Source organism: Kitasatospora sp. NPDC058063 (assembly GCF_042885395.1).
Classification (GTDB): domain Bacteria; phylum Actinomycetota; class Actinomycetes; order Streptomycetales; family Streptomycetaceae; genus Kitasatospora; species Kitasatospora lactacystinica.
Genome location: NZ_JBHVSD010000027.1, coordinates 24,651 through 50,312, shown reverse-complemented (window position 1 = coordinate 50,312; position 25,662 = coordinate 24,651). Strand labels below are relative to the sequence as shown.

The 25,662-nt window shown below is 73.1% G+C and carries 24 protein-coding genes and 1 pseudogene; 15 read left to right on the top strand and 10 right to left on the bottom strand.

The features are described from left to right. Positions 1-10: 10 nt before the first annotated feature. Positions 11-307, bottom strand: a pseudogene (locus ACFVUY_RS35015) (ester cyclase); the annotation flags it as partial. Positions 308-493: 186 nt separating this feature from the next. Then, positions 494-1,012, bottom strand: a complete 519-nt coding sequence (locus ACFVUY_RS35010) for a GtrA family protein (protein WP_387693294.1) — start codon at positions 1,010-1,012, stop codon at positions 494-496. 301 nt (positions 1,013-1,313) lie between these two features. Here ACFVUY_RS35010 and ACFVUY_RS35005 point away from each other — a divergent pair, with 301 nt between their 5' ends. From ACFVUY_RS35005 to ACFVUY_RS34995, 3 genes are read left to right on the top strand one after another with little or no spacing between them, the layout of a single operon-like run. Beyond that, complete coding sequence (locus ACFVUY_RS35005; protein ID WP_387693319.1) at positions 1,314-2,453, top strand: 5-(carboxyamino)imidazole ribonucleotide synthase; 1,140 nt, start codon at positions 1,314-1,316, stop codon at positions 2,451-2,453. After that, positions 2,450-2,986, top strand: a complete 537-nt coding sequence (purE, locus tag ACFVUY_RS35000) for a 5-(carboxyamino)imidazole ribonucleotide mutase (protein WP_387693296.1) — start codon at positions 2,450-2,452, stop codon at positions 2,984-2,986. The genes ACFVUY_RS35005 and purE overlap by 4 nt, the downstream gene beginning before the upstream one ends. A 33-nt stretch (positions 2,987-3,019) precedes the next feature. Further along, positions 3,020-4,234 (top strand): dipeptidase, encoded by a 1,215-nt coding sequence (locus tag ACFVUY_RS34995; RefSeq protein WP_380350551.1) that lies wholly within the window; start codon positions 3,020-3,022, stop codon positions 4,232-4,234. On the opposite strand, the gene ACFVUY_RS34990 is transcribed toward ACFVUY_RS34995, so the two are convergent. The 3 genes from ACFVUY_RS34990 to ACFVUY_RS34980 all read right to left on the bottom strand — a co-directional run bounded on the left by ACFVUY_RS34990 (position 4,231) and on the right by ACFVUY_RS34980 (position 6,607). Next, positions 4,231-4,641 (bottom strand): CoA-binding protein, encoded by a 411-nt coding sequence (locus ACFVUY_RS34990; RefSeq protein ID WP_387736321.1) that lies wholly within the window; start codon positions 4,639-4,641, stop codon positions 4,231-4,233. The genes ACFVUY_RS34995 and ACFVUY_RS34990 overlap by 4 nt on opposite strands. A gap of 40 nt (positions 4,642-4,681) precedes the next feature. Continuing rightward, positions 4,682-5,125 (bottom strand): hypothetical protein, encoded by a 444-nt coding sequence (locus ACFVUY_RS34985; protein WP_387736320.1) that lies wholly within the window; start codon positions 5,123-5,125, stop codon positions 4,682-4,684. Between the two features lie 144 nt (positions 5,126-5,269). Beyond that, positions 5,270-6,607, bottom strand: coding sequence for a UDP-glucose/GDP-mannose dehydrogenase family protein (locus tag ACFVUY_RS34980; protein ID WP_359906155.1), 1,338 nt, complete (start codon positions 6,605-6,607; stop codon positions 5,270-5,272). A 230-nt stretch (positions 6,608-6,837) separates the two neighbouring features. Here ACFVUY_RS34980 and ACFVUY_RS34975 point away from each other — a divergent pair, with 230 nt between their 5' ends. The 3 genes from ACFVUY_RS34975 to ACFVUY_RS34965 all read left to right on the top strand — a co-directional run bounded on the left by ACFVUY_RS34975 (position 6,838) and on the right by ACFVUY_RS34965 (position 9,669). Further along, positions 6,838-8,004 carry an acyl-CoA dehydrogenase family protein gene (locus ACFVUY_RS34975; protein WP_387736319.1) on the top strand — a complete coding sequence of 389 codons (1,167 nt, stop codon included), beginning with the start codon at positions 6,838-6,840 and terminating at the stop codon, positions 8,002-8,004. A gap of 171 nt (positions 8,005-8,175) precedes the next feature. Next, positions 8,176-9,042 (top strand): oxidoreductase, encoded by an 867-nt coding sequence (locus tag ACFVUY_RS34970; protein WP_387736318.1) that lies wholly within the window; start codon positions 8,176-8,178, stop codon positions 9,040-9,042. A 129-nt stretch (positions 9,043-9,171) separates the two neighbouring features. Then, positions 9,172-9,669, top strand: a complete 498-nt coding sequence (locus ACFVUY_RS34965) for a GNAT family N-acetyltransferase (protein ID WP_387695763.1) — start codon at positions 9,172-9,174, stop codon at positions 9,667-9,669. Here the strand turns inward: ACFVUY_RS34965 and ACFVUY_RS34960 are convergent. Then, entirely contained in the window at positions 9,662-10,258 is a 597-nt protein-coding gene (locus ACFVUY_RS34960; protein ID WP_387736317.1) for an NAD(P)H-dependent oxidoreductase, read from the bottom strand. The genes ACFVUY_RS34965 and ACFVUY_RS34960 overlap by 8 nt on opposite strands. Positions 10,259-10,382: 124 nt before the next feature. Between ACFVUY_RS34960 and ACFVUY_RS34955 the strand changes: the two genes are divergently transcribed. After that, positions 10,383-11,036, top strand: a complete 654-nt coding sequence (locus ACFVUY_RS34955) for a class I SAM-dependent DNA methyltransferase (protein ID WP_387736316.1) — start codon at positions 10,383-10,385, stop codon at positions 11,034-11,036. Between the two features lie 41 nt (positions 11,037-11,077). On the opposite strand, the gene ACFVUY_RS34950 is transcribed toward ACFVUY_RS34955, so the two are convergent. Continuing rightward, positions 11,078-11,461, bottom strand: coding sequence for a MerR family transcriptional regulator (locus ACFVUY_RS34950; protein ID WP_359910136.1), 384 nt, complete (start codon positions 11,459-11,461; stop codon positions 11,078-11,080). Between the two features lie 164 nt (positions 11,462-11,625). Here ACFVUY_RS34950 and ACFVUY_RS34945 point away from each other — a divergent pair, with 164 nt between their 5' ends. Then, the gene (locus ACFVUY_RS34945; RefSeq protein WP_387695760.1) at positions 11,626-12,120 is read left to right on the top strand and encodes a peptidylprolyl isomerase; all 495 of its coding nucleotides are present in this window, start codon (positions 11,626-11,628) and stop codon (positions 12,118-12,120) included. A 272-nt stretch (positions 12,121-12,392) separates the two neighbouring features. Continuing rightward, a complete protein-coding gene (locus ACFVUY_RS34940; RefSeq protein ID WP_387695759.1) occupies positions 12,393-12,971 on the top strand; it encodes a hypothetical protein in 579 nt (192 codons plus the stop codon). A 90-nt stretch (positions 12,972-13,061) separates the two neighbouring features. Here ACFVUY_RS34940 and ACFVUY_RS34935 read toward each other — a convergent pair whose 3' ends face one another. Beyond that, entirely contained in the window at positions 13,062-13,547 is a 486-nt protein-coding gene (locus tag ACFVUY_RS34935) for a hypothetical protein (RefSeq protein ID WP_387736315.1), read from the bottom strand. Positions 13,548-13,585: 38 nt separating this feature from the next. Beyond that, positions 13,586-14,953 (bottom strand): LCP family protein, encoded by a 1,368-nt coding sequence (locus tag ACFVUY_RS34930; RefSeq protein ID WP_387736314.1) that lies wholly within the window; start codon positions 14,951-14,953, stop codon positions 13,586-13,588. A 470-nt stretch (positions 14,954-15,423) separates the two neighbouring features. Here ACFVUY_RS34930 and ssuE point away from each other — a divergent pair, with 470 nt between their 5' ends. The 6 genes from ssuE to ACFVUY_RS34900 all read left to right on the top strand — a co-directional run bounded on the left by ssuE (position 15,424) and on the right by ACFVUY_RS34900 (position 23,789). Next, a complete protein-coding gene (gene ssuE / locus ACFVUY_RS34925) occupies positions 15,424-15,978 on the top strand; it encodes an NADPH-dependent FMN reductase (RefSeq protein ID WP_380355371.1) in 555 nt (184 codons plus the stop codon). 323 nt (positions 15,979-16,301) lie between these two features. Continuing rightward, a complete protein-coding gene (locus ACFVUY_RS34920; RefSeq protein WP_387695756.1) occupies positions 16,302-17,090 on the top strand; it encodes an ABC transporter ATP-binding protein in 789 nt (262 codons plus the stop codon). Positions 17,091-17,106: 16 nt separating this feature from the next. Next, the gene (locus ACFVUY_RS34915) at positions 17,107-19,677 is read left to right on the top strand and encodes an ABC transporter permease (protein ID WP_387695766.1); all 2,571 of its coding nucleotides are present in this window, start codon (positions 17,107-17,109) and stop codon (positions 19,675-19,677) included. Positions 19,678-19,848: 171 nt separating this feature from the next. Next, positions 19,849-21,885, top strand: coding sequence for a hypothetical protein (locus ACFVUY_RS34910; protein WP_387736313.1), 2,037 nt, complete (start codon positions 19,849-19,851; stop codon positions 21,883-21,885). Positions 21,886-22,046: 161 nt separating this feature from the next. Further along, on the top strand, positions 22,047-23,087 hold the full coding sequence (locus tag ACFVUY_RS34905) for a glycosyltransferase family 2 protein (protein WP_359910112.1): 1,041 nt from the start codon (positions 22,047-22,049) through the stop codon (positions 23,085-23,087). An 87-nt stretch (positions 23,088-23,174) separates the two neighbouring features. Then, positions 23,175-23,789 carry an acyltransferase gene (locus ACFVUY_RS34900; protein ID WP_387736312.1) on the top strand — a complete coding sequence of 205 codons (615 nt, stop codon included), beginning with the start codon at positions 23,175-23,177 and terminating at the stop codon, positions 23,787-23,789. A 57-nt stretch (positions 23,790-23,846) separates the two neighbouring features. On the opposite strand, the gene ACFVUY_RS34895 is transcribed toward ACFVUY_RS34900, so the two are convergent. Next, a complete protein-coding gene (locus ACFVUY_RS34895; protein WP_387695752.1) occupies positions 23,847-25,457 on the bottom strand; it encodes an LCP family protein in 1,611 nt (536 codons plus the stop codon). Positions 25,458-25,662: the final 205 nt, after the last annotated feature.

The following is a 25,662-nucleotide window of genomic DNA, read 5'->3' as shown; positions in this document are numbered from 1 at the left end:
GCCCTGGCTAGTCGAGCTGCGCGTCGCGGACCACGTCGAGGTCGGTGAAGGTGGGCGGCGCGTCGCAGAGCGCCACCATCTCGCGGAAGATCCGGTCGGTCTCGGGCAGGGCGGAGTTCTCCATCGCCGCCGCGTAGGAGGGGAACTCCACGATCTGCACCACGTGCGCGGTGTCGGAACGGTCGGTGCCGATCACCGCGTGGGAAGCGGTCCGCCTGCCCCGGGTCGCCTCGACCCAGGTGTTCAGCAGCCGGTTGAGGTCGTCGAGCCTGTCGGTCCTGCAGTCGATGATCTGGACGAACGTCATGGCGAGCCTCCTGGACCCCCTCGGCCACGATCGTCCGCCGGCCGTGCTCGCCCTCGGTAACCACTGTCCTCCGGCTGCGGCGGACACGGCAAGCCCCGACGGACACGGCAAGCCCCGGCGGCCGCGTTCGGGCTGCCGGGGCTGTGGGGAGCGAAGGGGGTGCGAGGGGCGCAGGGGGTGCGGGGCCTACTCGGCCTTGGCGAGGCGGATCCGCTCGGTGGCCAGCATCAGCTCGGCCTGTGCGGCCAGCTCCTGGCCGCTGGTGGCGTCCACCGCCTGCTGGGCGGGCAGTCCGACGGGCTCCGGCACGGCCTTGAACACCCAGGTGCGGTACGAGACGAAGCGGAACACGGTGGCCACGGCGAGGCCGATCACCTTGGCACCGATCTGCTCGTAGTGCGAGCGCAGGTCGAGCACGTACACCGAGAAGCCGAGGATGCCGGTCTCGATCAGCATGCCGATGCCGCTGTAGACCAGGAAGAGCGTGATCTCGCGCCGGCGGGAGGCGGCGTCGCGGTCCCGGTAGAGCCAGTAGCGGTAGCCCAGGTAGTTGGTCGCGATCGCGATCACCGTCGCGACGATGTTCGACCGGACCGACGCCAGGCCCATGCCGTTGATGCAGACCCAGAAGACGGCGAAGTTGACCACCACGCCGCTCAGGCCGACGATGCCGAACTTCACGACTTCGCCCGTGATCCCACGCATCTTCTGTGCGAGCGGGGGGTTCGAAGCTGCGGTCGTCGCCATACCGGACTGCCTCCATGTGCCTGCGGGACGAAAGGGCCTGCCGCGACGGCGCGGCCACCCCTTGAGCCCTGCGTGCACGCACATGATCGGACCGCGCAGACCAGGACCTGGCCGTCCAGGCTACCCGCTTCCATCGAACGGCTCAGCCCCCAGGGCGACAGGTTGACATCTACGCGCGTCCGCCCCGACGGCCCCACCGGCGGCTCCACCGCCCCCGACCGGCCCGGATATCCTGGGCCGCGTGACTTCCCCGGGCAATGTGAATTTTCCAGTGGTGGGCATGATCGGTGGCGGGCAGCTGGCCCGCATGGCACACCAGGCGGGCATCCCGCTCGGGGTCAGGTTCAAACTCCTCGCCGACACGCCCCAGGACTCCGCCGCACAGGTGGTGTCCGACGTCGTCCTCGGCGACTACCGCGACCTCGACACCCTGCGCGCCTTCGCCGCCGGCTGCGACGTGATCACCTTCGACCACGAGCACGTCCCCACCGAGCACCTGCGGGCCCTGGAGGCCGACGGCATCGCCGTCCGCCCCGGCCCGGAGGCGCTGGTCAACGCCCAGGACAAGGGCGTGATGCGGGCCAAGCTGGACTCCATCGACGTGCCCTGCCCCCGGCACCGGATCGTCGCCGACCCGGCCGACGTCACCGCCTTCGCCGAGGAGGGCTCCGGTTACCCGGTCGTCCTCAAGACCGTCCGCGGCGGCTACGACGGCAAGGGCGTCTGGGTCGTCGACGACGAGGAGCAGGCGCAGGCCCCGTTCCTGGCCGGCGTCGCGGTGCTGGCCGAGGAGAAGGTCGACTTCGTCCGCGAGCTGGCCGCCAACGTGGTCCGCTCGCCCAGTGGCCAGGCCGTCGCCTACCCGGTGGTGGAGAGCGTCCAGGAGAACGGCGTCTGCGCCGAGGTCACCGCCCCCGCGCCGGACCTCGACCCGGCCCTGTCCGACGAGGCCCAGCAGCTCGCCCTGCGGATCGCCGGCGACCTCGGCATCGTCGGCCACCTCGCCGTCGAGCTGTTCCAGACCCGGGACGGCCGCATCCTCGTCAACGAGCTGGCCATGCGCCCGCACAACTCCGGGCACTGGACCCAGGACGGCGCCGTCACCTCGCAGTTCGAGAACCACCTGCGGGCCGTCCTCGACCTCCCGCTCGGCGACCCCCGCCCGCGCGCCAAGTGGACCGTCATGGTCAACGTCCTCGGCGGCGACTACCCGGACATGTACCGCCCCTTCCTGCACTGCATGGCCCGCGACCCCGGGCTGCGGATCCACATGTACGGGAAGGACGTGAAGCCCGGCCGCAAGGTCGGCCACGTCAACGTCTTCGGGGACGACCTCGAAGACGTCCGCGAGCGCGCCCGCCACGCGGCCGCCTACCTGCGAGGAACGATCACCGAATGAGCCCCGCTTCGACCGCCCCCCTCGTCGGCATCGTGATGGGCTCGGACTCCGACTGGCCGGTCATGGAGGCCGCCGCCCAGGCGCTCGACGAGTTCGAGATCCCCTACGAGGTGGACGTCGTCTCCGCCCACCGGATGCCCCGCGAGATGGTCGCGTACGGCGAGAACGCCCACCTGCGCGGCCTGAAGGCGATCATCGCCGGCGCCGGCGGCGCGGCCCACCTGCCGGGCATGCTCGCCTCCGTCACCCCGCTGCCGGTCATCGGCGTGCCGGTGCCGCTGCGCTACCTGGACGGCATGGACAGCCTGCTGTCGATCGTCCAGATGCCGGCCGGCGTGCCGGTGGCGACCGTCTCGGTGGCCGGCGCGCGCAACGCCGGCCTGCTCGCGGTGCGGATGCTCGCCGCCTTCGACCCCGAACTCGCCGAGAAGATGACCGAGTTCCAGGCCGAGCTGAACAACCAGGCCACCGAGAAGGGCCAGAAGCTGCGCGCCAAGGTGGCCGGTTCCTCCTCCTTCGGCTTCGGCAAGTAATTCCCCTGGTGGGGGTGGGGTAGAACAACCCGTATGACTTCTCGGACGGACTCCCCCACCCCGCTGGACCGCGCCCGCGCCCTGCTGCGCACCGCCCCCGTGGTGGACGGCCACAACGACCTCCCCTGGGCGATGCGCGAGCAGGCCGGATACGACCTCGGCGCGCTCGACCTCGCCGCCGACCAGAGCGACCGCCTGCACACCGACCTCGCCCGCCTCGCGGAGGGCGGGGTCGGCGCGCAGTTCTGGTCCGTCTACGTCCCCTCCTCGCTGGCCGGCGACCACGCCGTGAGCGCCACCCTGGAGCAGATCGACTTCGTCCACGCCCTGGTCGAGCGCTACCCGGACCGGCTGCGCCTGGCCCGTACCGCCGCGGACATCGAGGCCGCCCGCGCCGAGGGCCGGATCGCCTCCCTGATGGGCGCCGAGGGCGGCCACTCCATCGACTGCTCGCTGGCCACCCTGCGCGCCCTGTACGAGCTGGGCGTGCGGTACCTGACGCTCACCCACAACGACAACGTGCCGTGGGCGGACTCCGCCACCGACAAGCCGGTGGCCGGCGGGCTGACCCGGTTCGGCGAGGAGGTCGTCCGGGAGATGAACCGGCTCGGCATGCTGGTCGACCTCTCGCACGTCTCCGCCGACACCATGCGCGACGCCCTGCGGGTGACCGAGGCGCCGGTCGTCTTCTCGCACTCCTCCTCGCGCGCGGTCTGCGACCACCCGCGCAACATCCCGGACGACGTGCTCGCCCAGCTGCCCGCCAACGGCGGCGTGGCGATGGCGACCTTCGTGCCCAAGTTCATCCTGCCCGCCGCCATCGACTGGACCAGGGCCGCCGACGAGAACATGCGCGCCCACGGCTTCCACCCGCTGGACACCACCCCGCCGGCCATGGAGCGCCAGCGCGCCTTCGAGGCCGCCAACCCGCGCCCGATCGCCACCCCGGCCACCGTCGCCGACCACCTCGACCACATGCGCGAGGTGGCCGGCATCGACCACATCGGCATCGGCGGCGACTTCGACGGCACCGCCTTCCTGCCGGACGGCCTGGACTCGGTGGCCGGCTACCCCAACCTGGTCGCCGAACTCCTCGGCCGCCACTGGTCGGAGGCCGACCTGGCCAAGCTCACCTGGCACAACGCCGTGCGCGTCCTGCGCGACGCCGAATCGGCGGCCGCCGGGCTGCGCGCGAGCCGCCGCCCGTCCATCGCCACCATCGCGCAGCTGGACGGCCCTCAGGCCTAGAGCCTGGGGATCTCGATGGCCGGGCACCTGTCCATCACCATGGCGAGCCCGGCCGCCCGGGTCCGCCCGTAGGCGGCCTCGTCGACGACGCCCAGCTGGAACCAGACCGCCTTCGCCCCGGCGGCCACCGCCTGGTCGGCCACCTCCCCGGCGAGTTCGGACCGGACGAACACGTCCACCACGTCGACCGGGAACGGCACCTCGGCGAGCGAGGCGTAGCCCTGCTCGCCGAGGACCGTCTCGGCCTTCGGGTGCACGGGCACGATCCGCTTGCCGTACTCCTGGAGCGCCCTGGCCACCCTGTACGCGGCGCGGGCGGTGTTGGTGGACAGGCCCACCACCGCCCAGGTGTCGCCGGTGCGGGTGAGGATCTCGCGGACCGCCGCTTCGTCGCCGTAGCTCGTCATGCCGGTAGCAACGACGTTCGCGGACGCCGGATTCCTGGGCTCAGATGTTGGTGGCGTTGAGCTTGACCAGGGCCGTCGTGTCGTTGTCGTACGTGACCTCCAGTTCGACGACCCAGGCCTTCCCCCGGGGCCGGTTCCCATCGGTCTCGTCGCGGTTCCGGAGGGTCATTCCCCAGGTCTCGTCGCTGATCAGCCGGACGCGCGGGAACGCGGCGACCAGCCGGGCGGCCAGGTCGGTCCGGGGCATCCGGAACTCGCCGGTGTACCCCTGCTCCTGCCAGCCGCTGGTGTCCGTGCAGTGGGCCCCGGTGGCCTTTGCGGGCATGGATCCGCCCGCGAAGTCCACGACCTCCGAGCAGTCGGCCTTGACGGGTTCGCCGGAGGCGAGGTCGTCGAGGGCGAGCGCGAAGCGGCTCGCGAGGAAGAGCAGGAGCGCGGCGACCGCCGCGCAGCCGATGGCCAACCGGACGAACGACTTGCGCATGAAGGACCCCCCGGTCTTCGGACCACCGCGGACAGCGGGTGGCCCGATCCTCGCACGAGAGTTGAACATGTTCAAATATGTGGGTCCGGGAACGCGCGAGCGCCCGCCCCCGGGGTCGGGGACGGGCGCTCGGGAGCGGACTCGTCAGCTCGGGCGGCCCAGGGCGCGGTAGGTCCAGCCGGCGGCCCGCCAGGCCTCGGCGTCCAGGACGTTGCGGCCGTCGAGGAGGCGGCGCTCGGCGACCACGGCGCCGAGCGCGGACGGGTCCAGCTCGCGGAACTCGGACCACTCGGTGAGGTGGAGGACCACGTGGGCGCCCTCGGCGGCCTCCAGGGCTGAGTGGGCGTAGGTGAGGGACGGGAACATCTTGCGGGCGTTGTCCACGGCCTTCGGGTCGTAGACGGTGACCTGGGCGCCCTGGAGCTGGATCTGGGCGGCCACGTTGAGGGCGGGGGAGTCCCGGATGTCGTCCGAGTTGGGCTTGAAGGCGGCGCCGAGGACGGCGACCCGGCGGCCCAGGAAGCCGCCGCCGCACTGTTCGCGGGCCAGCTCGACCATCCGGGAGCGGCGCCGCATGTTGATCGAGTCGACCTCGCGCAGGAAGGTCAGGGCCTGGTCGGCGCCGAGCTCGCCGGCCCGGGCCATGAACGCCCGGATGTCCTTGGGCAGGCAGCCGCCGCCGAAACCGAGGCCGGAGTTGAGGAACTTGCCGCCGATCCGCTCGTCGTAGGCGAGCGCCTTGCTGAGCTGGGTGACGTCCGCGCCGGCCGCCTCGCAGACCTCGGCCATCGCGTTGATGAAGGAGATCTTGGTGGCCAGGAAGGAGTTGGCGGCCGCCTTGACCAGTTCGGCGGTCGCGTAGTCGGTGACCATGAACGGTACCCCGGCCGCGATCGGCTCCGCGTACACCTCGCGCAGCACCCGCTCGGCCCGCTCGCTCTGGGCGCCGACCACGATCCGGTCCGGCCGCAGGGTGTCCTGCACGGCGAACCCCTCGCGCAGGAACTCCGGGTTCCAGGCGAGTTCGGCGCCCTCGCCGACCGGCGCCAGCGCGGCCAGCCGCTCGGCCAGCCGGGCCGCCGAACCGACCGGGACGGTGGACTTGCCGACCACCAGGGCGGGACGGGTCAGGTGCGGTGCGAGCTCGTCGATCGCGGTGTCGACGTACGACATGTCGGCGGCGAACTCGCCCTTGCGCTGCGGAGTGTTGACGCAGATGAAGTGCACGTCGCCGAACTCGGCGGCCTCCTGGGCGGAGGTGGTGAAGCGCAGCCGTCCGGTTGAACCCTCGTGCCCGGCCACGTGCTTGAGCAGCAGTTCGGAGAGCCCCGGCTCGTACATCGGGACGCGGCCCGCGGTCAGCATGGCGATCTTGTCCGGGTCGATGTCCAGACCCAGCACCTCGAAGCCGAACTCGGCCATCGCGGCGGCGTGCGTGGCGCCGAGGTAGCCGGTGCCGATCACGGAGATGCGGAGGGTCACGGGTTCTCCTTGGATGCGGACGCGACCAGTACGGATGCCCTGATGCTATCCGCCCGCCGAGGGCGCACCGGGATCACCTGCACGCCCGAGGGACCGCCCTGAACGCTAGGCAGCCGCAGGTCGGCGCCCTAGGATCTCTACTGAACGGTAGTTAACCGCGGATTCGACTCGCACCGGGCGTCGATCGGACCTCGATCGGGCACCGGTCACTGAACGACGAGGCAGGCATCATGGCGGGCAGCGCAGGGGCGGCTGACTTCGATCTCTTCCGGATCTCCGAGGAGCACGGGATGCTCCGTGAGGCGGTGCGTTCGCTGGCCGAGGCGAAGATCGCTCCGTTCGCGGCGGAGGTGGACGAGCAGGGGCGGTTCCCGCAGGAGGCGCTGGAGGCGTTGCGGGGCAGTGATCTGCATGCGGTGCACGTGCCGGAGGAGTTCGGTGGTGCGGGGGCGGATGCGCTGGCGACGGTGATCGTGATCGAGGAGGTGGCGCGGGTGTGTGCGTCGTCCTCGTTGATTCCGGCGGTGAACAAGCTGGGGTCGCTGCCGGTGCAGTTGTCGGGGTCTCAGGAGTTGAAGGCGAAGTACCTGGGGGCGCTGGCGCGGGGCGAGGGGATGTTCTCGTACTGCCTGTCGGAGCCGGAGGCGGGTTCGGACGCGGCGGGGATGCGGACCCGGGCGGTGCGCGACGGGGATTTCTGGGTGCTGAACGGGGTGAAGCGCTGGATCACCAACGCGGGGGTGTCGGAGTTCTACACGGTGATGGCCGTGACGGATCCGGAGAAGCGCTCGAAGGGGATCTCGGCGTTCGTGGTGGAGAAGGGCGACGAGGGGGTGTCGTTCGGTGCGCCGGAGAAGAAGCTGGGGATCAAGGGTTCGCCGACGCGTGAGGTGTACTTCGACAATGTGCGGATTCCCGCGGACCGGATGATCGGTGCGGAGGGGACGGGTTTCGCGACGGCGATGAAGACCTTGGACCACACGCGGGTGACGATCGCGGCGCAGGCGGTGGGGATCGCGCAGGGGGCGCTGGACTACGCGAACGGGTATGTGAGGGAGCGCCGGCAGTTCGGGAAGGCGATCGCCGAGTTCCAGGGGGTCCAGTTCATGCTGGCGGACATGGCGATGAAGCTGGAGGCGGCGCGGCAGCTGACGTACGCGGCGGCGGCGAAGTCGCAGCGCGGGGACGCGGATCTGACGTTCTTCGGTGCGGCGGCGAAGTGTTTCGCGTCGGACGCGGCGATGGAGATCACCACGGACGCGGTGCAGTTGCTGGGCGGGTACGGGTACACCCGGGACTATCCGGTGGAGCGGATGATGCGGGACGCGAAGATCACGCAGATCTACGAGGGCACCAACCAGGTCCAGCGGATCGTGATGGCCCGCAACCTCCCGTAACCCCACCCGACACCCCACTCGACGTACACCCACGGCCCCTGACCGCCCGTCCGCGGTCGGGGGCCGTATGTCGTCCGGCATCGAACCGTCCTGGACGCGGCCCCCGTGACGGTGTCATAAATGATCGTCAACTCATGGGCAGCACGCGACGATTGCGAGAGATCGACGATCATGGGCAGCACCCCCGAGCAGCACCCCACCGGCAAGGTCTGGCTGATCACCGGCGCCAACTCCGGCTTCGGCCGGGCGCTCACCGAGGCCGCGCTGGCGGCCGGCGACACCGTCGTGGCCGCAGCCCGGCGCCCCGAGACGCTGGCGGAGCCGGCCGCCGCGCACCCGGACCGGCTGTTCCCGGTCCGGCTGGACGTCACCGACCAGGAGCGGATCGCGGCCGTCGTCGCGGAGACCGTCCAGCGGCACGGCCGGATCGACGTCCTGGTCAACAACGCCGGGCGCGGGCTGATCGGCGCCGTCGAGGAGTCCACCGACCGCGAGCTGCGGGACCTGATGGAGCTGCACTTCTTCGGCCCGGCCGCACTCACCCGGGCCGTGCTGCCGCACCTGCGGGCCCGGGGCTCGGGCGCGGTGGTGCAGATGAGCAGCATGGGCGGCCGCTTCAGCTTCCCCGGGGTGGGCGCCTACTCGGCCACCAAGTTCGCGCTGGAGGGGCTGTCCGAGGCGCTGGCCAAGGAGGTGGCCGGCTTCGGGGTCAAGGTGCTGATCGTCGAGCCCGGCGCGTTCCGGACCGGCTTCGCGGGCGGCGACGCGCTCGCCCACAGCGCCCCGATCGAGGCGTACGAGCCGCTCGTCGGCCCGGTCCGCACCGGGCTGCCGGACAGCGACGGCAAGCAGGCCGGGGACCCGGCGAGGGCCGCCGAGGCGATCCTGGCCGCGCTGGCCGCCGAGCACACCCCGCTGCGGCTCGCGCTCGGCAGCGACGCGGTGGACGGCGTCCTCGGCACCCTCGACGAGGCGCGGCGGGAGACCGAGACGTGGGCGGCGGTCGGCCGCGGCACCGACTTCCCGGCCGGCGAGTAGCCCACCGGCCGGCGGACGGCCCCGTCCACCGGGCGGCGGGTGGTGGGTGGCCCCACCCCTCGGTCGGTGGAGGGCCGCGCGACGAAAACCGCGCGACGGCGGGCAGCCGCGCTCCGTAGGCTGCCCGCCATGCCCTCCGCGCCCACCAGGCCCTCCGTGCTCAGCCTGGCCCCCATCACCCCCGAGAACGTCGACGCCGCCCTCGCGCTGCGGGTCCGCCCCGACCAGGAGGCCCTGGTGGCGCCGGTGGTGAAGTCGCTGGCCGAGGCGTACGCGTACGGGGAGGCCGCCTGGCCCCGGCTGATCCTGGACGACGGGCGGCCGGTCGGCTTCGTGATGGCCTTCTTCGACCTCACCTTCTACCCCGACCGCCCCGGCGACCGCCCCCGCTCCGGCCTGTGGCGGCTGCTGATCGACGCCGAGCGGCAGCGCGGCGGCTACGGCCGCTTCGCCGTCGAGCAGGTCTGCGCCGAGATCCGCCGCCGCGGCGGATCCCGCGTCACCGTCACCCACCACCCGGGCCCGGACGGCCCGGAGGAGTTCTACGCCCGTCTCGGCTTCCGCCCGACCGGCGAGCTGAGCGGCGGCCAGACCGTCGCCGAACTGGACCTCCCGCCGCTCAGCTGAGCAGCGCCGCGGCCTGCTCCCGGGCCTGTCGCAGCCAGCCGGCGCGCTCGGCGTCGGAGGAGTCGGTGACCGTGCGGAACACCGTCCGCCGTACCTCGGCGACCCCGACGTACGGCAGCACGCAGGCCGCCCAGATCCGCTCCAGCGGGTCGCCGAACTCCTCGCGCTCGCGGGCCTCCGGGGTGTCCGAGGTGTTCAGCACCAGCGCCCGGCCGGCCCGCAGCAGCCCGGCCGGCTCGCCGTCGGTCGTCCCGAGCTTGTACGCGACGCCGGGCACCAGGACCCGCTGCGCCCAGCCGGTGAGCACCGCGGGCGGCATGCCCCACCAGTTGGGGTGGATCAGCACCAGCGCGTCCAGGGCGGCCACCTCGGCGCGGTGCAGGGCGAGGACCGGATCCCCGGACCGCTCCGCCGCGGCCACCGTGCCGGTCTCCTCGGCGGCCAGCAGCGGCGCGAAGCCCTCCGCGTACAGGTCGTGGGGGCGCACCCGGCAGCCGCGCTCCCGCAGTTCGTCCACCACGGCCCCGTACAGCGCGTGGTTGAAGCTCCCCGGCCGCGGATGCGCCAGGTAGACCCCGATCGTGCTCATCTTCCGTCCCCCTCGGGCTGGTTGGCCGGACCGATGGTAGGCGCGTGCCCCGCTGTCGCGCACCCGGCGAGGATCCGCCGGACACGCCCCGGGTCCGGTCGGCCGCCCGGTAGGGTCCGGGGCCATGACCGAGCCGGACTTCCTCACCGAGACCAGGGCGTTCTACGACGCCGTCGCCGCCGAGTACACCGAGCTCTTCCGGGACGCGTTGGACCGCATGCCGATGGACCGGGCGATGCTGGGGCTCTTCGCCGACCTGGTCCGCGCCGAGCGGCCGGGCGGCAGGACGGCCGAACTCGGCTGCGGCCCGGGCCGGATGACCGGCCCGCTGCACCGGCTCGGCGTGGACGTGCACGGGATCGACCTCTCGCCGCGGATGGTCGAGCTCGCCCGGCAGGCCCACCCGGAGGTGCCGTTCAGCGTCGGTTCGATGTTCGACCTCCCCTTCCGGGACGGGGAGCTGACCGGCGTGGTGGCCTGGTACTCGATCATCCACACCCCGGCGGAGCGGCTGCCCGAGGTGTTCGCCGAGTGCGCCCGGGTGCTCGCCCCCGGCGGCCACCTGATGCTCGCCTTCCAGGTCGGCGACCGGCCGTCGCGCCAGGAGCGCCCCTTCGGCCACCCGGTGTCGCTGGACTTCCGCCGGCTGCGGCCGGAGCACGTCGAGGAGCTGGTGCGGGAGGCGGGCCTGACGGTCACGTCCCGTACGGTCCGTGAGCCGGAGGGGGACGAGAAGACCCCACAGGCCTGTCTGCTGGCCCGCAGGCCGAAGGGCTGAGGCCTCCAGCGGGCCTCCTGCGCGGCCTCCAGCGCGGTCTTCTACGCGGCCTCGGACGAGGACGGCGGCTGCCCGGAGGCGGTCGCGATCACTTCGTCCAGCACCTCGCGGGAGCGCAGCAGGTCGCTGATCGTCCGGTCGATCCGTTCGCGCTCCGCGGTGAGCTCCTCGACCAGCAGGGGGGTGGCGACCTCGTTCGGGCTGCCGTCGGAGTCCCGCATGCAGGGGAGGATCTTGTAGATGGTCCGGCTGTGCAGCCCGGCCGCGAACAGCTCCTGAATGTGCACCACCCGGTCGACGGCGGCCTCCGGGTACTCGCGGTGGCCGCCCTCGGTGCGGCGGGCGGCGAGCAGGCCCTGCTGCTCGTAGTAGCGCAGCGAGCGTTCGCTCACACCCGTCCGACGGGCCAGTTCGCCGATCCGCACGCCGTCCACCCCGTCCCCGTGCCGCACTGAGGCCTGAAACCTGACATCGATGTTAGCTTCCCGGTCGCGTCTCGGGGGGCGGAATCCGGATAACACAGCCGCGTCCGGCCGCGCCCGACCGGGGGCAGCGCGCGCCGAACAGGTGATCGTGCCATCATCCCTGCATGTCTTCCAACGTTTTCTTCGACATCACGATCAACGACGAGCCGGCCGGCCGGATCGTCTTCAAGCTGTACGACGACGTCGTTCCCAAGACCGCCCAGAACTTCCGCGAGCTGGCCACCGGCCAGAACGGCTTCGGCTACGCGGGCTCCGGCTTCCACCGCGTGATCCCGGCCTTCATGCTCCAGGGTGGTGACTTCACCAACCACAACGGCACCGGCGGCAAGAGCATCTACGGCGAGAAGTTCGCGGACGAGAACTTCCAGATCAAGCACGACCGCCCGGGCCTGCTGTCGATGGCCAACGCCGGCCGCAACACCAACGGCTCGCAGTTCTTCATCACCACCATCGTCACCGACTGGCTGGACGGCAAGCACGTCGTCTTCGGCGAGGTCCTGGAGGGCATGGACCTGGTCAAGAAGATCGAGGGCCTCGGCTCGCAGAGCGGCCGCACCTCGGCCAAGATCTCCATCGCCGCCTCCGGCGAGGTCAAGTAGTCGCCGCCGCCACTGGCGCGCACCGCCCCGGAGCGGGACGTCGGATCTTCCGGCCTCCCGCTCCGGGGCGGTTTCGTACCCGCTCGCCGTACCCGCCCCGGGCCCGTTCCCGCGCCGGACCGCGGTGCGGCGGGCAGGGTAGCCGGGAGCGCCGCCGTCCGGGCCGGAACCGGGCAATCGTGCGGTCCTCCTTTGCCGGGGCCCTACGCTCGACTTCTCGGACACGGCCCAAGCCGCGGCCGAACTCGACTCTGCGGCAAGGTGGTTGACCGATGGTGGAGCAGGGCGCCGACGACGGCGAGGTGACCTTCGAACAGGTGACGGTGGTCTCCCTGGCCGGCTGCGAGCCGGTCGGCCCGGCGCGGTTCGCCGTCCGGGTCGTCCGCGAGGGCATGACCGTCAAGCGGGTGGCCGGCTACTGGGTGCGCTGGGACGAGCGGTGGGGCGCGGAGGAGGTCCGCCACCACGCCCGCTGGGTCGCGGACGAGGAGTACGTGCGGCCGGACACCGGCAGCCTGGACGGCACCCTCGCGGTGATGGTCGCCGCGTACTGGACGGATCCGACGGGCGCCTTCCCGCGCCGCCCGGGCACCGAGACGGTGGTGACCTTCCGGCCGGGCGAGACCGAGCACGAGCTGGTGCTGGAGCAGCCCGCCCCGGTCGTCCACGCCGCCGCGGCCCCGTACCGCCCGGCCTCGCTCTCGGTGCAGCTGACCCACGCGAGGTGGCTGAGCGGCGACGGGCAGCCGATCCACTACGGCTTCTCGGGTGCCACCGAGGCGGCCGGCGGCGAGGGGGAGTGGCTGGTCCGCTTCCCGGAGTGCGGCACCGGGCTGCTGCCGTTCGTCTAGGCAGGCGCCGGTTCCCGTACCGGTCCGTGCCGTCCGGTCCGTGCCCGTCCGGTCCGGTGCGTCCCGTGCGTCCGGTGCGTCCCGGCGCGTTCAGGAGGGGCTCGGGGCGGGCCGGGCCGGTACCGGGCAGGTCCACCGGCCGCCCGTCCGCATCCCCACCTTGCGCGCCGGGACGCCGGCCCAGACCTCCCCGGGCCCGGTCGAGCGGGTGAGCACCGCGTTGGCGCCGACGACGGTGCCCGCGCCGACGGTCAGCACGCCCTCCTTGCACACCACCTTGGCGCCGGCGCACAGCACCGCGCCGTCCTCGACCACCACCCGCCGCATCGCGCTCTCCTCCTGCGGCACCCACGGGTCGGCCCGGCCGATGGTCACGCCGTTGTAGAGCGTTACGCCGGCGCCGAGGGTGGTGTTCGGGTGCAGCACGGTGCCGAAGCCGCGGTGGAAGACGCGCAGTCCGGGCCCGATCTCGCAGGCGGCGGGCACCTCCATCCCGTAGAGCGCGAGCGCCTCCTGGACCAGGCGGCCCAGGAGGCGGTGGCGACGGCGATGGATCAGCGCGGTGACGAGTGGCATCCACCCATTGTGTCGACGCGGTCGCACAAAGTCGCGGACTACTTGAAGTCCGGGACCGCGGTGTCGTTCTTGAACGCGGCGAAGAGCTGCTTGGACTTGTTGGCGTCCCACAGCACGGCGGACTCGCCGGTCTTGGTCCGGTAGTCCGGGTTGCCGATCGGCACGGTCAGCGACTTGCCGCTGCCGCCGTTGACGTCCTTCATGGCGAGGAAGAGCGAGCCGAGGTCGGTCAGGCCGCAGTCCTCGTCGACGATCAGGGTGCCGAGCGCCGAGTCGACCAGCGGGTAGAAGGTGAACGGGTTCATCAGGTTGCCGGGGGAGGCGGCCTGGTGGGCCAGCGCGCCGAGGAACTTCTGCTGGTTGCGCATCCGGCCGAGGTCCTGGTCGGCCATCTGGTGGCGCTGGCGGACGAAGGCCAGCGCCTGCTTGCCGGTGAGGGTCTGGTCGCCGGCCTTGAGGTCGAGGCCGGAGTCCTTGTCCTGGACGTCCTGGTCGATCTTCATCTCGACGCCGCCGATCGAGTCGACGATGCCGACGAAGCCGCCGAAGCCGATCTCGGCGTAGTGGTCGATCCGCAGGCCGGTGTTCTGTTCGACGGTCTGGACCAGCAGCCGGCCGCCGCCGTTGCCGAAGGCCGAGTTGATCTTCGCGGTGGTGCCCTTGACCGGCTTGCCGTTGCTGCCCGGGTGGTCGGGGATCGGCACCCAGGAGTCGCGCGGGATGCTCATCAGGGTGTTCCCGTTGTCCCCGACGTGCAGGATCATCATCGAGTCGCTGCGCTTGCCCTCGGTGTCGTGCCCGGTGTGCAGGTCGTCCTGCTCGGCGTCGGTGAGGCCCTGGCGGCTGTCGGAGCCGACGATCAGCCAGTTCGTGCCCTTGCCCGCGGCCGGGCGGCCGGGGTAGTCGGCGAGCACGTTCTCGTGGTTGAGCTTGGAGTCCGCCCAGAACCAGGTGGAGACGGCGGTCACCATGACGGCGATCAGCACGCCGAAGACCGACCACTTCACTATCCGCCGCCGCGGCCAGCGCCGGGCCTGGGCACCGGGCGGGCGGGTGCCGCCGGGCCCGCCGGGGCCACCGGGGCGGCCCTGGCCACCGGGCCCGCCGGGGCGGCCCTGACCGCCGGGGCCACCGGGTCCGCTGTGAGCACCGTGGCCTGCGGCGCCGCCGGGAGCGCCGCCGGGTGCGCCGGGACGGCCGCCGGGCGCGCCGGCCCCCTGCGGGGGGACGCCGCCGAGCCGGGAGGGCCCCGGCTGCCCGGGCTGTCGCGGCTGCCGTGGCGCGGCCGCCCCCGGCCCGCGCGGGTTCAGCGAGGACGGCAGCGGCGGCTCGGCCGCGCCGCCCCCGCCGTTTCCGCCGTACGGGTTCCCGCCGCCCCCCGGGCGGCCCTCCTGCCACGTGTTCATGCCGACGAGGATGCCCGACCCCGGTCGGGCTGACTCCCCCCGGGGGGTCCACCGGGCTTCTTGTAGCAGTTTTGATGCACGTACCGGATCGTTCCGCCGCAACGTCCGGACACCCCGTGTTCCAGCTGCTGAAACGTTTCTTGACCAGCGCGAACACAGCGTGTTTGCATTCCAGGCATGGATCAGCGTTGGGCACTCACGCGTCGGCGGTACGTCGACCTGCGGCGCGGTGTGGCCTGTTCGCTCTGTCGCGGCTGACGCGCGCCCGCCGAATCCCCGCACCCGCCGCACGTCCGCCGGCACGGCGTCCCCGCCGCACGTCCGCCGACACAGCGCCCCCGGTGCACGTCCGCCGGCACCGCTCCCGGCACCGCTCCCGGCACCGGCCCCCACCCGCGGCGCCTTCCCCCGCCGCACCCGGCCGGAACCCGCCGCCCCGCGCCGCCCCGCTTCCACCCAGAGGTGAACCCATGGCCGTCGTCCTGTCCGTTTCCGGCTCCCCGTCCCCCACCTCCCGCACCACCCGCCTGCTGCGCCACGTCGACGCGCGGCTGGCGGAGCGCGGCCACCACGTCGTCCCCTTCGAGGCCCGCAGCCTGCCCGCGCACGCCCTGCTGTCGGGCGACTTCGACCACCCCGAGATCGTCGCCGTCACCGAGCTGTTCGCCCGCGCCGACGGCGTGGTCGTCGGCACCCCCGTCTACAAGGCCGCCTACTCGGGCCTGCTGAAGGCCCTGCTGGACGTGCTCCCGCAGTACGCGCTGGCCGGCAAGGCCGTCCTGCCGCTCGCCACCGGCGGCTCGCCCGCGCACGTCCTCGCGGTGGACTACGCGCTGCGCCCGGTGCTCAGCTCGATGGGCGCCGACCACATCACCCAGGGCTGGTTCGTGCTCGACCGCCACATCACCGCCCGGGAGGACGGGACGACCCTGGTGGAGCGTGAGACCGAAGCCCTGCTGGTCCCGGTCGTGGAGGGCTTCGCCACGGCCCTGGAGCGGCTGGCCGCAACCGCGCTGACGAGCTGACGGACCGCCGCCGCGGCCCGTACGGGGCGTCCCCGAGACGGGCCGCGGCTACCCCTAGGGGGAGCGGCGCCGCGGCCCGTAGAACCTTGGTTGAGCGGCTTCATTCCGGCGGATGAGGAGCCGGCGGCCGTCGGCTCCTAACGTGGTTCACACATCCCCACCCGCCAGGAAACGGCCCGATCGCGTCGGGTCCGGTGGCCAGGTCCACCGGGAGGGTGGAGACAACTCCCGGTCGAGGACTACCGCCTGCGCCATGTCATGAGGCGGGCGGGCCCGCGAGGCTGGGGGCCAACGGGTGAGCGCATCTTCCTTAGGAGAGTCCAGTGACGACGGCAGCAGCAGCCGTGTACGACCCCCAGCTTCCCGGCGGAGCGCCGGCCGTCGCCGCGTCGGCCCGTCAGGTCACCAAGGCGTACGGTTCGGGCGAGACCAGGGTGACCGCGCTCGACTCCGTCGACGTGGACATCCAGCGCGGCCGGTTCACCGCGATCATGGGCCCCTCGGGCTCCGGCAAGTCCACCCTGATGCACTGCCTGGCGGGCCTCGACACGGTCACCTCCGGCCGGATCCGGATCGGCGACGCCGAGATCACCGGCCTCAAGGACAAGCAGCTCACCAGACTCCGGCGCGACAAGATCGGCTTCATCTTCCAGGCGTTCAACCTGCTTCCGACCCTGAGCGCGCTGGAGAACATCACGCTCCCGATGGACATCGCCGGTCGCAGGCCCGACCAGGCCTGGCTGGACCAGGTGGTGGAGACGGTCGGCCTGTCCGGCCGGCTCAAGCACCGCCCCTCCCAGCTCTCCGGCGGCCAGCAGCAGCGCGTCGCGGTGGCCCGGGCGCTGGCCGCCCGCCCCGAGATCATCTTCGGGGACGAGCCCACCGGGAACCTGGACTCCCGCTCCGGCGCCGAGGTGCTGACCTTCCTGCGCCGCTCGGTGGACGAGCTGGGCCAGACCATCGTGATGGTCACCCACGACCCGGTCGCCGCCGGCTACGCGGACCGCGTGCTCTTCCTCGCCGACGGCGTGATCGTGGACGAGATGTACGCGCCCACCGCCGACTCCGTCCTCGAACGCATGCGCCGTTTCGACGGCAAGCGCACCAGCTGAGCGGCGGGACGACACCATCATGCTGCTCAAGACCTCACTGCGGAGCTTCTTCGCCCACAAGGGCCGGATGGCGCTCTCGCTCATCGCCGTCGTGCTGTCGGTGGCCTTCGTCTCCGGCACCCTGGTGTTCTCCAACACCGCCACCGGCACCTTCGACAAGCTCTTCGCCGCGACCTCCTCCGACGTCTCGGTCAATCCGCCCAAGCCGGCCGAGGACGAGGAGCAGCAGGCCGCCGTCAAGCCGCCGACCGTCCCGGTCGCGCTGGAGCGGCAGGTCGCCGCGCTGCCCGGGGTGAAGAGCGCCGTCGGCCAGGTCCTGGTCGAGAACGCCGTGCTGATCGACCCGGCCACCAACAAGCTGGTCGGCCCGACCACCGGCGCGCCCACCCTGGTCGGCAGCTGGACGGACACCCCGGCCAACCCGCTGAAGGTCACCTCCGGCCGCACACCGCGCGGCCCGACCGAGCTGCTGCTGGACGCGGACACCGTGAAGAAGGCCAAGCTCGGCCTCGGCGGCCGGCTCAGGGTCGAGAACCCCCTCGGCCGGCACGACTTCACCATCGTCGGCATCGGCACCTTCACCACCACCAACCCGGGCGCGGCGCTCGCGTTCCTGGACACCGCGACCGCCCAGCAGGTGCTGCTCGGCGAGCAGGCCTTCAGCACCGTCGAGGCGTACGGCGACGGCAGCCGCGGCAACGACCGGCTCAAGGCGGACGTGCAGTCCGCGCTCGGCGGCGGGTACCTGGTGAAGACGGCGGCCGAGCAGAAGGCGGACCGCACCGAGCAGGTCGGCAAGGGCCTGGACTTCATGAAGTACGCGATGCTCGGCTTCGCCTTCGTCTCGGCGATCGTCGGCGCGTTCCTGATCGTCAACACCTTCTCGATGCTGGTCGCCCAGCGCACCCGGGAGATCGGCCTGCTGCGCGCCATCGGCGGCAGCCGGCGGCAGGTCAACCGCTCGGTGCTGGTCGAGGCGCTGATCCTGGGCGTGCTCGGCTCGACCCTCGGGGTCGCGGCCGGCCTGGGCGTGGCGGTCGGCCTGATCAAGCTGATGACCGCGATCGGCATGGACCTGGAGGCGGCCGACCTGCGGATCGGGCCGGACGTGTTCGTCGCCGGGTACGCGCTGGGCATCGTGGTCACCCTGGTCGCGGCCTGGTTCCCGGCCCGCCGGGCGAGCCGGATCTCGCCGATGGCCGCCCTGCGCGACCACGGCACGCCGACCGAGGGCCGCGCCAACCTGGTCCGTACCGTCCTCGGCCTGCTGCTGACGGCCGGCGGCGGCGCCCTGCTGGTGCTCGGCGCGCGGGCGGAGAAGGCGGCCACCGGCGGCCAGTACCTGGGCCTGGGCGTGGTGCTCACCCTGATCGGCTTCGTGGTGCTCGGCCCGCTGCTGGCCTCGGCCGTCGTCCGGGTGCTCGGCGCGCTGCTGCCGGCGCTGTTCGGGCCGTCCGGCAAGCTCGCCCAGCGCAACGCGATGCGCAACCCGCGCCGCACCGGCGCCACCGCCGCCGCGCTGATGATCGGCCTGGCGCTGGTGATCGCCTCCGCGGTGTTCAGCTCCTCGGCCGTCACCTCGACCAGCGCGCAGATCGACAAGTCGGTTGGCGCGGACTACATCATCTCCGGTGGCCGCACCGCGATCACGCCCGAGATGCTGGAGGCCGTCGAGCGGACCCCGGGCATCGACCACATCACCACCCAGCGGTTCTTCGCCGCCAAGGTCCGGCTGTCGGACGGGCAGCAGGCCAAGACCCCGCTGACCGCGGTCCCGCCGTCCTTCTTCGGCACCGACTTCCGGCCGACCGTCGACTCCGGCGCGGTGGACTCGCTCCAGCGCGGCTCGCTGGGGATCGGCGCCGCCTTCGCCAAGGACCACAACCTGAAGGTCGGCGACCAGGTCACCGTCGACTACGGCCAGGGCCGCACCCAGGCGCTGCCGGTCGGCGCGGTCCTCGGCAAGGGCGACCTGTTCGGCGGCGGCTCCTTCGTCGCCGTGGACACCATGGCGAAGGCCGTCCCGGCCGCCGAGCAGCCGCCGGTGTGGACCTTCTTCGCCAAGGCCGCCCAGGGCGCCGACGTCCAGAAGACGCTGACCGCGCTGGAGGACGGGCTGAAGGAGTACCCGCAGCTGACCATCAAGGACCGGGCCGGCTACAAGGAACTCGCCCAGTCCCAGATCAACACCCTGCTCTACCTGATCTACGGGCTGGTCGCCCTCTCGATCACGGTCGCGGTGCTCGGCGTGGTCAACACCCTGGCGCTGTCGGTGGTCGAGCGGACCCGCGAGATCGGCCTGCTGCGGGCGATCGGGCTGTCCCGCCGCCAGCTGCGCCGGATGATCCGGCTGGAGTCCGTGGTGATCGCGCTGTTCGGCGCCGTCCTCGGCACCGGGCTGGGGCTCGCCTGGGGCGTCACCGTCCAGGGCGTGCTGCGGGACCAGGGCCTGGGGACGCTCTCCGTCCCGACCACCATGGTGGCGATCACGCTGGTCTCCTCGGTGCTGATCGGCCTGTTCGCCGCACTCGTCCCGGCCTTCCGGGCCGGACGCATGAACGTCCTCGCGGCCATCGCGACGGACTGAGCCGGCTCCGGGGTCGCCGGGCCCCGGAGCACGGGGGAGACGGGGGAACGGGGGAACGGGGGACCGGGGCCGGGTGCGCACAGCACCCGGCCCCGGTGCCGTTCCCCGCCCCTTGCCGGGAGGCCGCCGCCGAGGCGCGTTCCGTTTCCCCCGGGCTGGGATGATCGTCCGATGTTCCCCTCGGACGCCCCGCCGCTGCCCAGCGCCGCGCCCCTCACCAGTGCCGCCGCCACCCGCTGGCGCGCCGCCCGGACCGCCTGGCGGCTGGACAGCCGGTGGCTCGCGCTGCTGCCGATCGCCTTCCTGGCCCTGGCCGCCGCGGTGGAGCCGGACAGCGGAGGGGCCTGCAACGCCCAGGGCATCTGCCGGGAGACCTGGGGCGAGACCCTGGCCCTCTGGACGCTGCTGGCCGAGGCCGTCCTGCTGGTCGGCCGGCCCCGCGTCCGGCCGCTCGTCCCGGTCGCCGCCCTGGCCCTGTTCTGGTACCTCCCGAACGGCCTGGTCACCCCGCTCGCCCGCTGGTCCGCCGTGCTGCTGCACCTGCTGCTGGCCGCCGTCCTGATCGGCGCCGACCTCGGCCGCCGCCGCGCCCGCCACCAGCTCGACGAACTGATGGCCCCGCCCGTCCCCTTCCCCTGGACGGCCGCCGGCGCGCCCTCGCCCGTCCACCCCCCGCACGCGCCGGTCGGGCGGCGGGTGCTCGGCGTCCTGTTCCTGGTCGCCGCCGCCGCGCTGCCGCTGTACGGCCTGTGGGCGCAGTCCCAGCAGGAGGAGCGGGACGGCGCGGCCGTGCGGGTCACCGGCACCGCGGGGGAGTACGACCGGGACGGCCTGCTGACCGTCCACTACCAGGACCCCCGCCGCGGAGACGTGACGGTCGCCGCGCCGCCCGGCGCCGCCGCCGGGCCCACCGCGAAGCTGGACGTGTGGTGGGCCGAGCGACCTCAGCCGGGCCAGACGATCCCGCTGCTGCTGGACGGCGACCGGGTCCGTGCGCTGGGCGACGACTACGACCTGTCCGGCGAGGCGCTCCTCGGCGGCCTGCTCGCCCTGCCCGGCCTGCTGCTGCTCGGCTCCGCCCTGGCCCACGACGCCCGCCGCACCCGGCCCGGCTTCGAGGGCACCGCTCCCGCCCTGGCCGTCCGGGTCCGGGCCGACGCCCAGGGCGACCTGCTGGTGCTCCCGGTGGACGGCCCGGCGGACGGGCCCGCGCTGTGGCGGCTGAAGGAGTGGGAGCGCTACTACTGGGCCAGGGAGGGCCACCCGGACATGCCGGACCGCCCGGGCCCCGGCTGGCTGCCCGAGCACCCCGACCTGGAGGACGACGAGGAGGACTGCCCCGAGCCGGAACCGCGGCACGACCCGACCGAGGAGGAGTACGGCGAGCTCGTCGAGCGCGCCACCCCGGACCAGGCCGCCGCCCGGCTGGCCCGGGCCGGCCGCAGCGTCCCGGCCGTGCTGTACCGCGGCCCGGACGGCCCCGACCAGCAGCTCCTGGTCCGCCCGGCCCTGCTGGACGGCGACCCGCACCGGGTGGCCTCCGTCGTCGCCGCCGTCGCCCGGGCCCCGCGGCTCGGCCGGCGCTCCGGGCGCTACCGCGAGCGCGAGCTGGCCGTCGCCGCGCTGACCGCCGAGACCGTCGCCGCCGCCCCCGAGGCCGGCTCGGACGCCCGGCCGCTGGACGCCTGCCGCTGGGAGATGCCGCTGCCGCTGCGCGCGGCGGCCGGACCGCTGGCGGCGCTGCTGGTCGTCGCCGCCGTCGTGCTCCTCGACGACGACGGCTGGTGGGAGGGGCTGGTGCGCCCGCTGTGGATCGGCTCGCTGGCGATCCACGCCTGCGCCCAGACGTTCTCCTGGCAGCTGGTGGCCGACCGCGACGGCCTGCGGGTGGCCACCGCGCTGCGCACCCGCAGCTATCGCTGGGCGGAGATCTCGGCGGCGGCGGTGCACCGGAGCCTGCTGACGATCCGGCTGCGCGGCGGCCGGGAGTTCTCCTTCTTCAGCCGACCGGCGGCCCGGCTGGCCGCCTTCTTCGGCGGGCAGTACGACCCGGCGGCGGTGGCCCGGACCGTCGCCACCGCCGCCCACCGCCCCGACCTGCGGCCGGCGCAGGCCCTGCCGGACCGGCTGGGCGGCCCCCAGCACCTGGTGAACCGGCTCGCGCTGACCGGTTACGCGGTGTTCACCGTCGCTCACTACGCACTCTGAACCCACCCCGGACCGGCACCGGATCCACACCGCTTCCGGCCCGCACATAAGGGGGAGTACGGTGTTCTTGATCACAGCACCGGTGCCGCGCCGCGAGGCGTCCCCGGCCGCCCAGACCGGGACAAGACGGGGACGCGTCCGCACCGGTACGGTTGGCCCCGATGAACACCAAGGCTGCTGAGGAGCTGCCGGCTGTTTCCGTGATCATGCCGGTGCTCAACGAGGAACGTCACCTGCGCACGGCGGTCCGCCGCATCCTGGACCAGGAGTATCCCGGGCCGATGGAGGTGGTGATCGCCCTCGGTCCCTCCACCGACCGCACCGCGGAGATCGCGGCCGAGCTGGTGGCCGAGGACCCGCGGGTGCGGACGGTGGCGAACCCCACCGGCCGGACGCCGGCCGGGCTGAACGCCGCGATCCGGGGCTCACGGCACCCGATAGTCGTGCGCGTGGACGGCCACGGCCTGCTCACCCCCGGCTACATCACCACGGCGGTCCGGCTGCTCGGCGAGATGGAGGCGGCCAACGTCGGCGGCATCATGCACGCTGAGGGCGAGACCGAGTGGGAGCACGCGGTCGCCGCCGCGATGACCTCCAAGATCGGCGTCGGGAACGCGGCCTTCCACACCGGCGGCCTGGCCGGCCCGGCGGACACCGTCTACCTCGGGGTGTTCCGGCGCGAGGTGCTGGAGAAGCTCGGCGGCTACAACGAGGAGTTCATCCGCGCCCAGGACTGGGAGCTGAACTACCGGATCCGCCAGGACGGCGGCCTGGTCTGGTTCACCCCGCAGCTCAAGGTGACGTACCGGCCCCGCCCCTCGGTGCGGGCGCTGGCCAAGCAGTACAAGGACTACGGCCGCTGGCGCCGGGTGGTCACCCGCTACCACCGCGGCTCGGTCAACATGCGCTACCTCGCCCCGCCGGCCGCGCTGGCGGCGGTCGTCCTCGGGCTGGTGCTCGGCGCCGCCGTCCACCCCGCCTTCCTGGCGGTGCCCGGCGCGTACCTGATGGGCATCCTCGGCGGCGCCGCGGTCGAGGGCCGGGGGCTGTCGTTCAAGGCCAGGGCGCTGCTGCCGGTGGCCTTCGCGACCATGCACCTCAGCTGGGGCTTCGGCTTCCTGACCTCTCCGCGCTCGCTGGCCCGAAGAGTGATCGCCAGCGTCGGCCCGTCCTCCAAGGACGTGCTCTCGAAGACGGGTTGATCCTGGGGCGTGCCTGACACGCCCTGGCGCCCGCTGATTCGTCCCGGCAGCCCGCGGTGCCGTGCGGCGCCGCTATCGTCGGTGCGCATGGCGACAGTTGAGGACGGGGCGGGTGCGGTCCGGATCGAGCCGAGCGCGGACGTCGACGAACGGGCCGCGATCGGTGCCGGGACGGCGGTCTGGCACCTCGCCCAGGTCCGCGAGGACGCGGTGGTCGGCGCGGACTGCGTGATCGGCCGCGGCGCGTACGTCGGTCCCGGCGTGCGGATCGGGGACCGGGTCAAGGTGCAGAACCACGCGCTGGTGTACGAGCCGGCGGTGGTCGAGGACGGGGTGTTCATCGGTCCGGCCGCCGTCCTCACCAATGACCGGTACCCCCGCGCGGTCACTCCCGAGGGCCGCCCCAAGGGCCAACACGACTGGCGGGCCGAGGGGGTGACGCTCCGTCAGGGCTGCTCGATCGGCGGCCGCGCGGTGCTGGTCGCCGGGGTGACGGTCGGCCGCTGGGCGCTGGTCGCGGCCGGCGCGGTGGTGCACCGGGACGTCCCGGACTTCGCGCTGGTCGCCGGTGTCCCGGCCCGCCGGATCGGCTGGGTCGGCCGGGCCGGCGAGCCGCTGCGGCCCACCGGGGACGGCGGCTGGCAGTGCCCCCGGACCTCCGAGCGCTACCGCGAGGAGGGCGGAACCCTCCTGCCCGGCTAGGCCCTGTCCGGCCGATCTCGGCGGATCAGTCCGCGAGATCGGCCGGACAGGACCTGGCTACTTGGCGCAGACGTCGGTGTCGTCCGCCTGGACCCGCTGGAGGTCCTCGGGCGCCTCGGTGGGCACCGCCGCCGGGTTGGCGGCGGCCAGCACGTCCTTGCCGAGCACCAGCACCAGCCCGCCCTTCGGGTCCGACTTCGCGGCCGGCCGGACGGCGTCGCCGGGCAGGCCGAGGGCGGCGGCCAGGGCCTGGGCCTCGGCCTCCCGGCCGGACGGGTAGGACACCGTGGTGGTCTCGGCGGGCGGTGCGTCGCTGCCCACCACGGCCTTGTCGAAGCCCTTCGCCCGGAGCTTCTCCACGGTCGGCCCGGACTGTCCGCGGGTGCCGCTGCCGTTGCGCACCGTCAGCTGGACGCCCTTGCCGGAGACGGGCGGGGTGGTGGCGGCCGGGGCGGGCGGCGGGGTCGCGGCGCCGGTGGCCGGGGCCTCGGCGGCGGGCGGGTCGCTCGGCGGGGCGGCGGTCTCGGTCAGCGAGCGGTCGGCCGCGACCATCGCGAACAGCTGCCCGGCGTCCGGCTGCTTGAGGATCACCCGGTTCTCGTCCTTGGGGTCGTCCAGGACGGGCGCGGTGGTGAAGGTGATGTTCTTGGTGTCCACCTTGCTGATGTCCAGCGCGAGGTCCTTGAGCTTGTCCACGCTGCCGATGCCGGAGTCCACGGTGAGCGCCTTGGTGGCGGCGTCCGCGAGCTTGTAGAGCTTGGTCGGGCTGGTCAGGGTGTCGTCGCTCTTGATCTTGCGGATCATCGAGCTGATGAACTGCTGCTGGAGCGGGATCCGGGTGAGGTCGCCGCCCTGGCCGACCGCGTGCCGGGTGCGGACGAAGGCCAGCGCCTCCTCGCCCTGGACCACGTGCCGGCCCTTGGTCATCTTGAGGTGGGAGCCGGAGTCGTTGATGTCCTTGGCCGCGCAGACCTCGACCCCGCCGACGGCGGTGGACAGGGTCTTCACCGCCTCGAAGTTGACCTGCACGAAGTGGTCGACCCGGATCCCGGTGTTCTTCTCGACGGTCTTCCAGGTGCAGCCCGCGTCGCGCCCCTCCTGGCCGAGGCTGTTGTTGAACTCCTCCCGCGCCGAGCCCTGGATCTTCTTCCCCTGGGCGTTCTGGCACTCCGGGATCGGCAGCATCAGGTCGCGCGGGAGGCTGATCACCGTCGCGTTGGTGCGGTCCTTGGCGATGTGGAACAGCAGCGTGGTGTCGGCGTGCCCGGTGCTGCCCTCGTCGCCGTACTCCCGGCCGAGGCCCTCCCGGCTGTCCGTGCCGATCACCAGGATGTTCAGCGCGTCCCCGGCGGCCCGGGGCCGCTCGGACTCGTCGCCCAGCTGGACCTTGACCGAGGTCAGGTTGTCGTTGAAGTGCCGGTACAGGTAGTACGCCCCGCCGCAGCCCGCCACCATCACCAGGGCGCCCGCCCCGGCCGTCCACTTGAGCGCCCGTCGGCGCCGGCTGCGCTTGGCGAGCGCGGCCGCCCGCCGCCGGCTGTCCCGGCGGCCCTCCGGGGCCGGTGCCGCCGGTGCCGCCGGTGCCTCGCCGGCCCGCCGGCGCTGCCGGGGGACGCCGGGAGCCGGGTCGACCCGGTACCGGCCGCCTTCCGGTTGCTCCTCGTGCACGGGGGTTCCCTACCTTCGACCGGTCACGGCTGCGGACCGCCCGTACGGACGGGCCGATCCGGACACACTAGACGAGCCGAACGGGGGAGTCGTTCCCGGTGTGATCTCCGCCATGTTCCGGCAGGGCGGGGATAAATACCGCTCGTGGCCGAGCAATTGCGGAAACGTCCGGATCGGCCGACGGGGCCGGACCGGCGTGCACCGG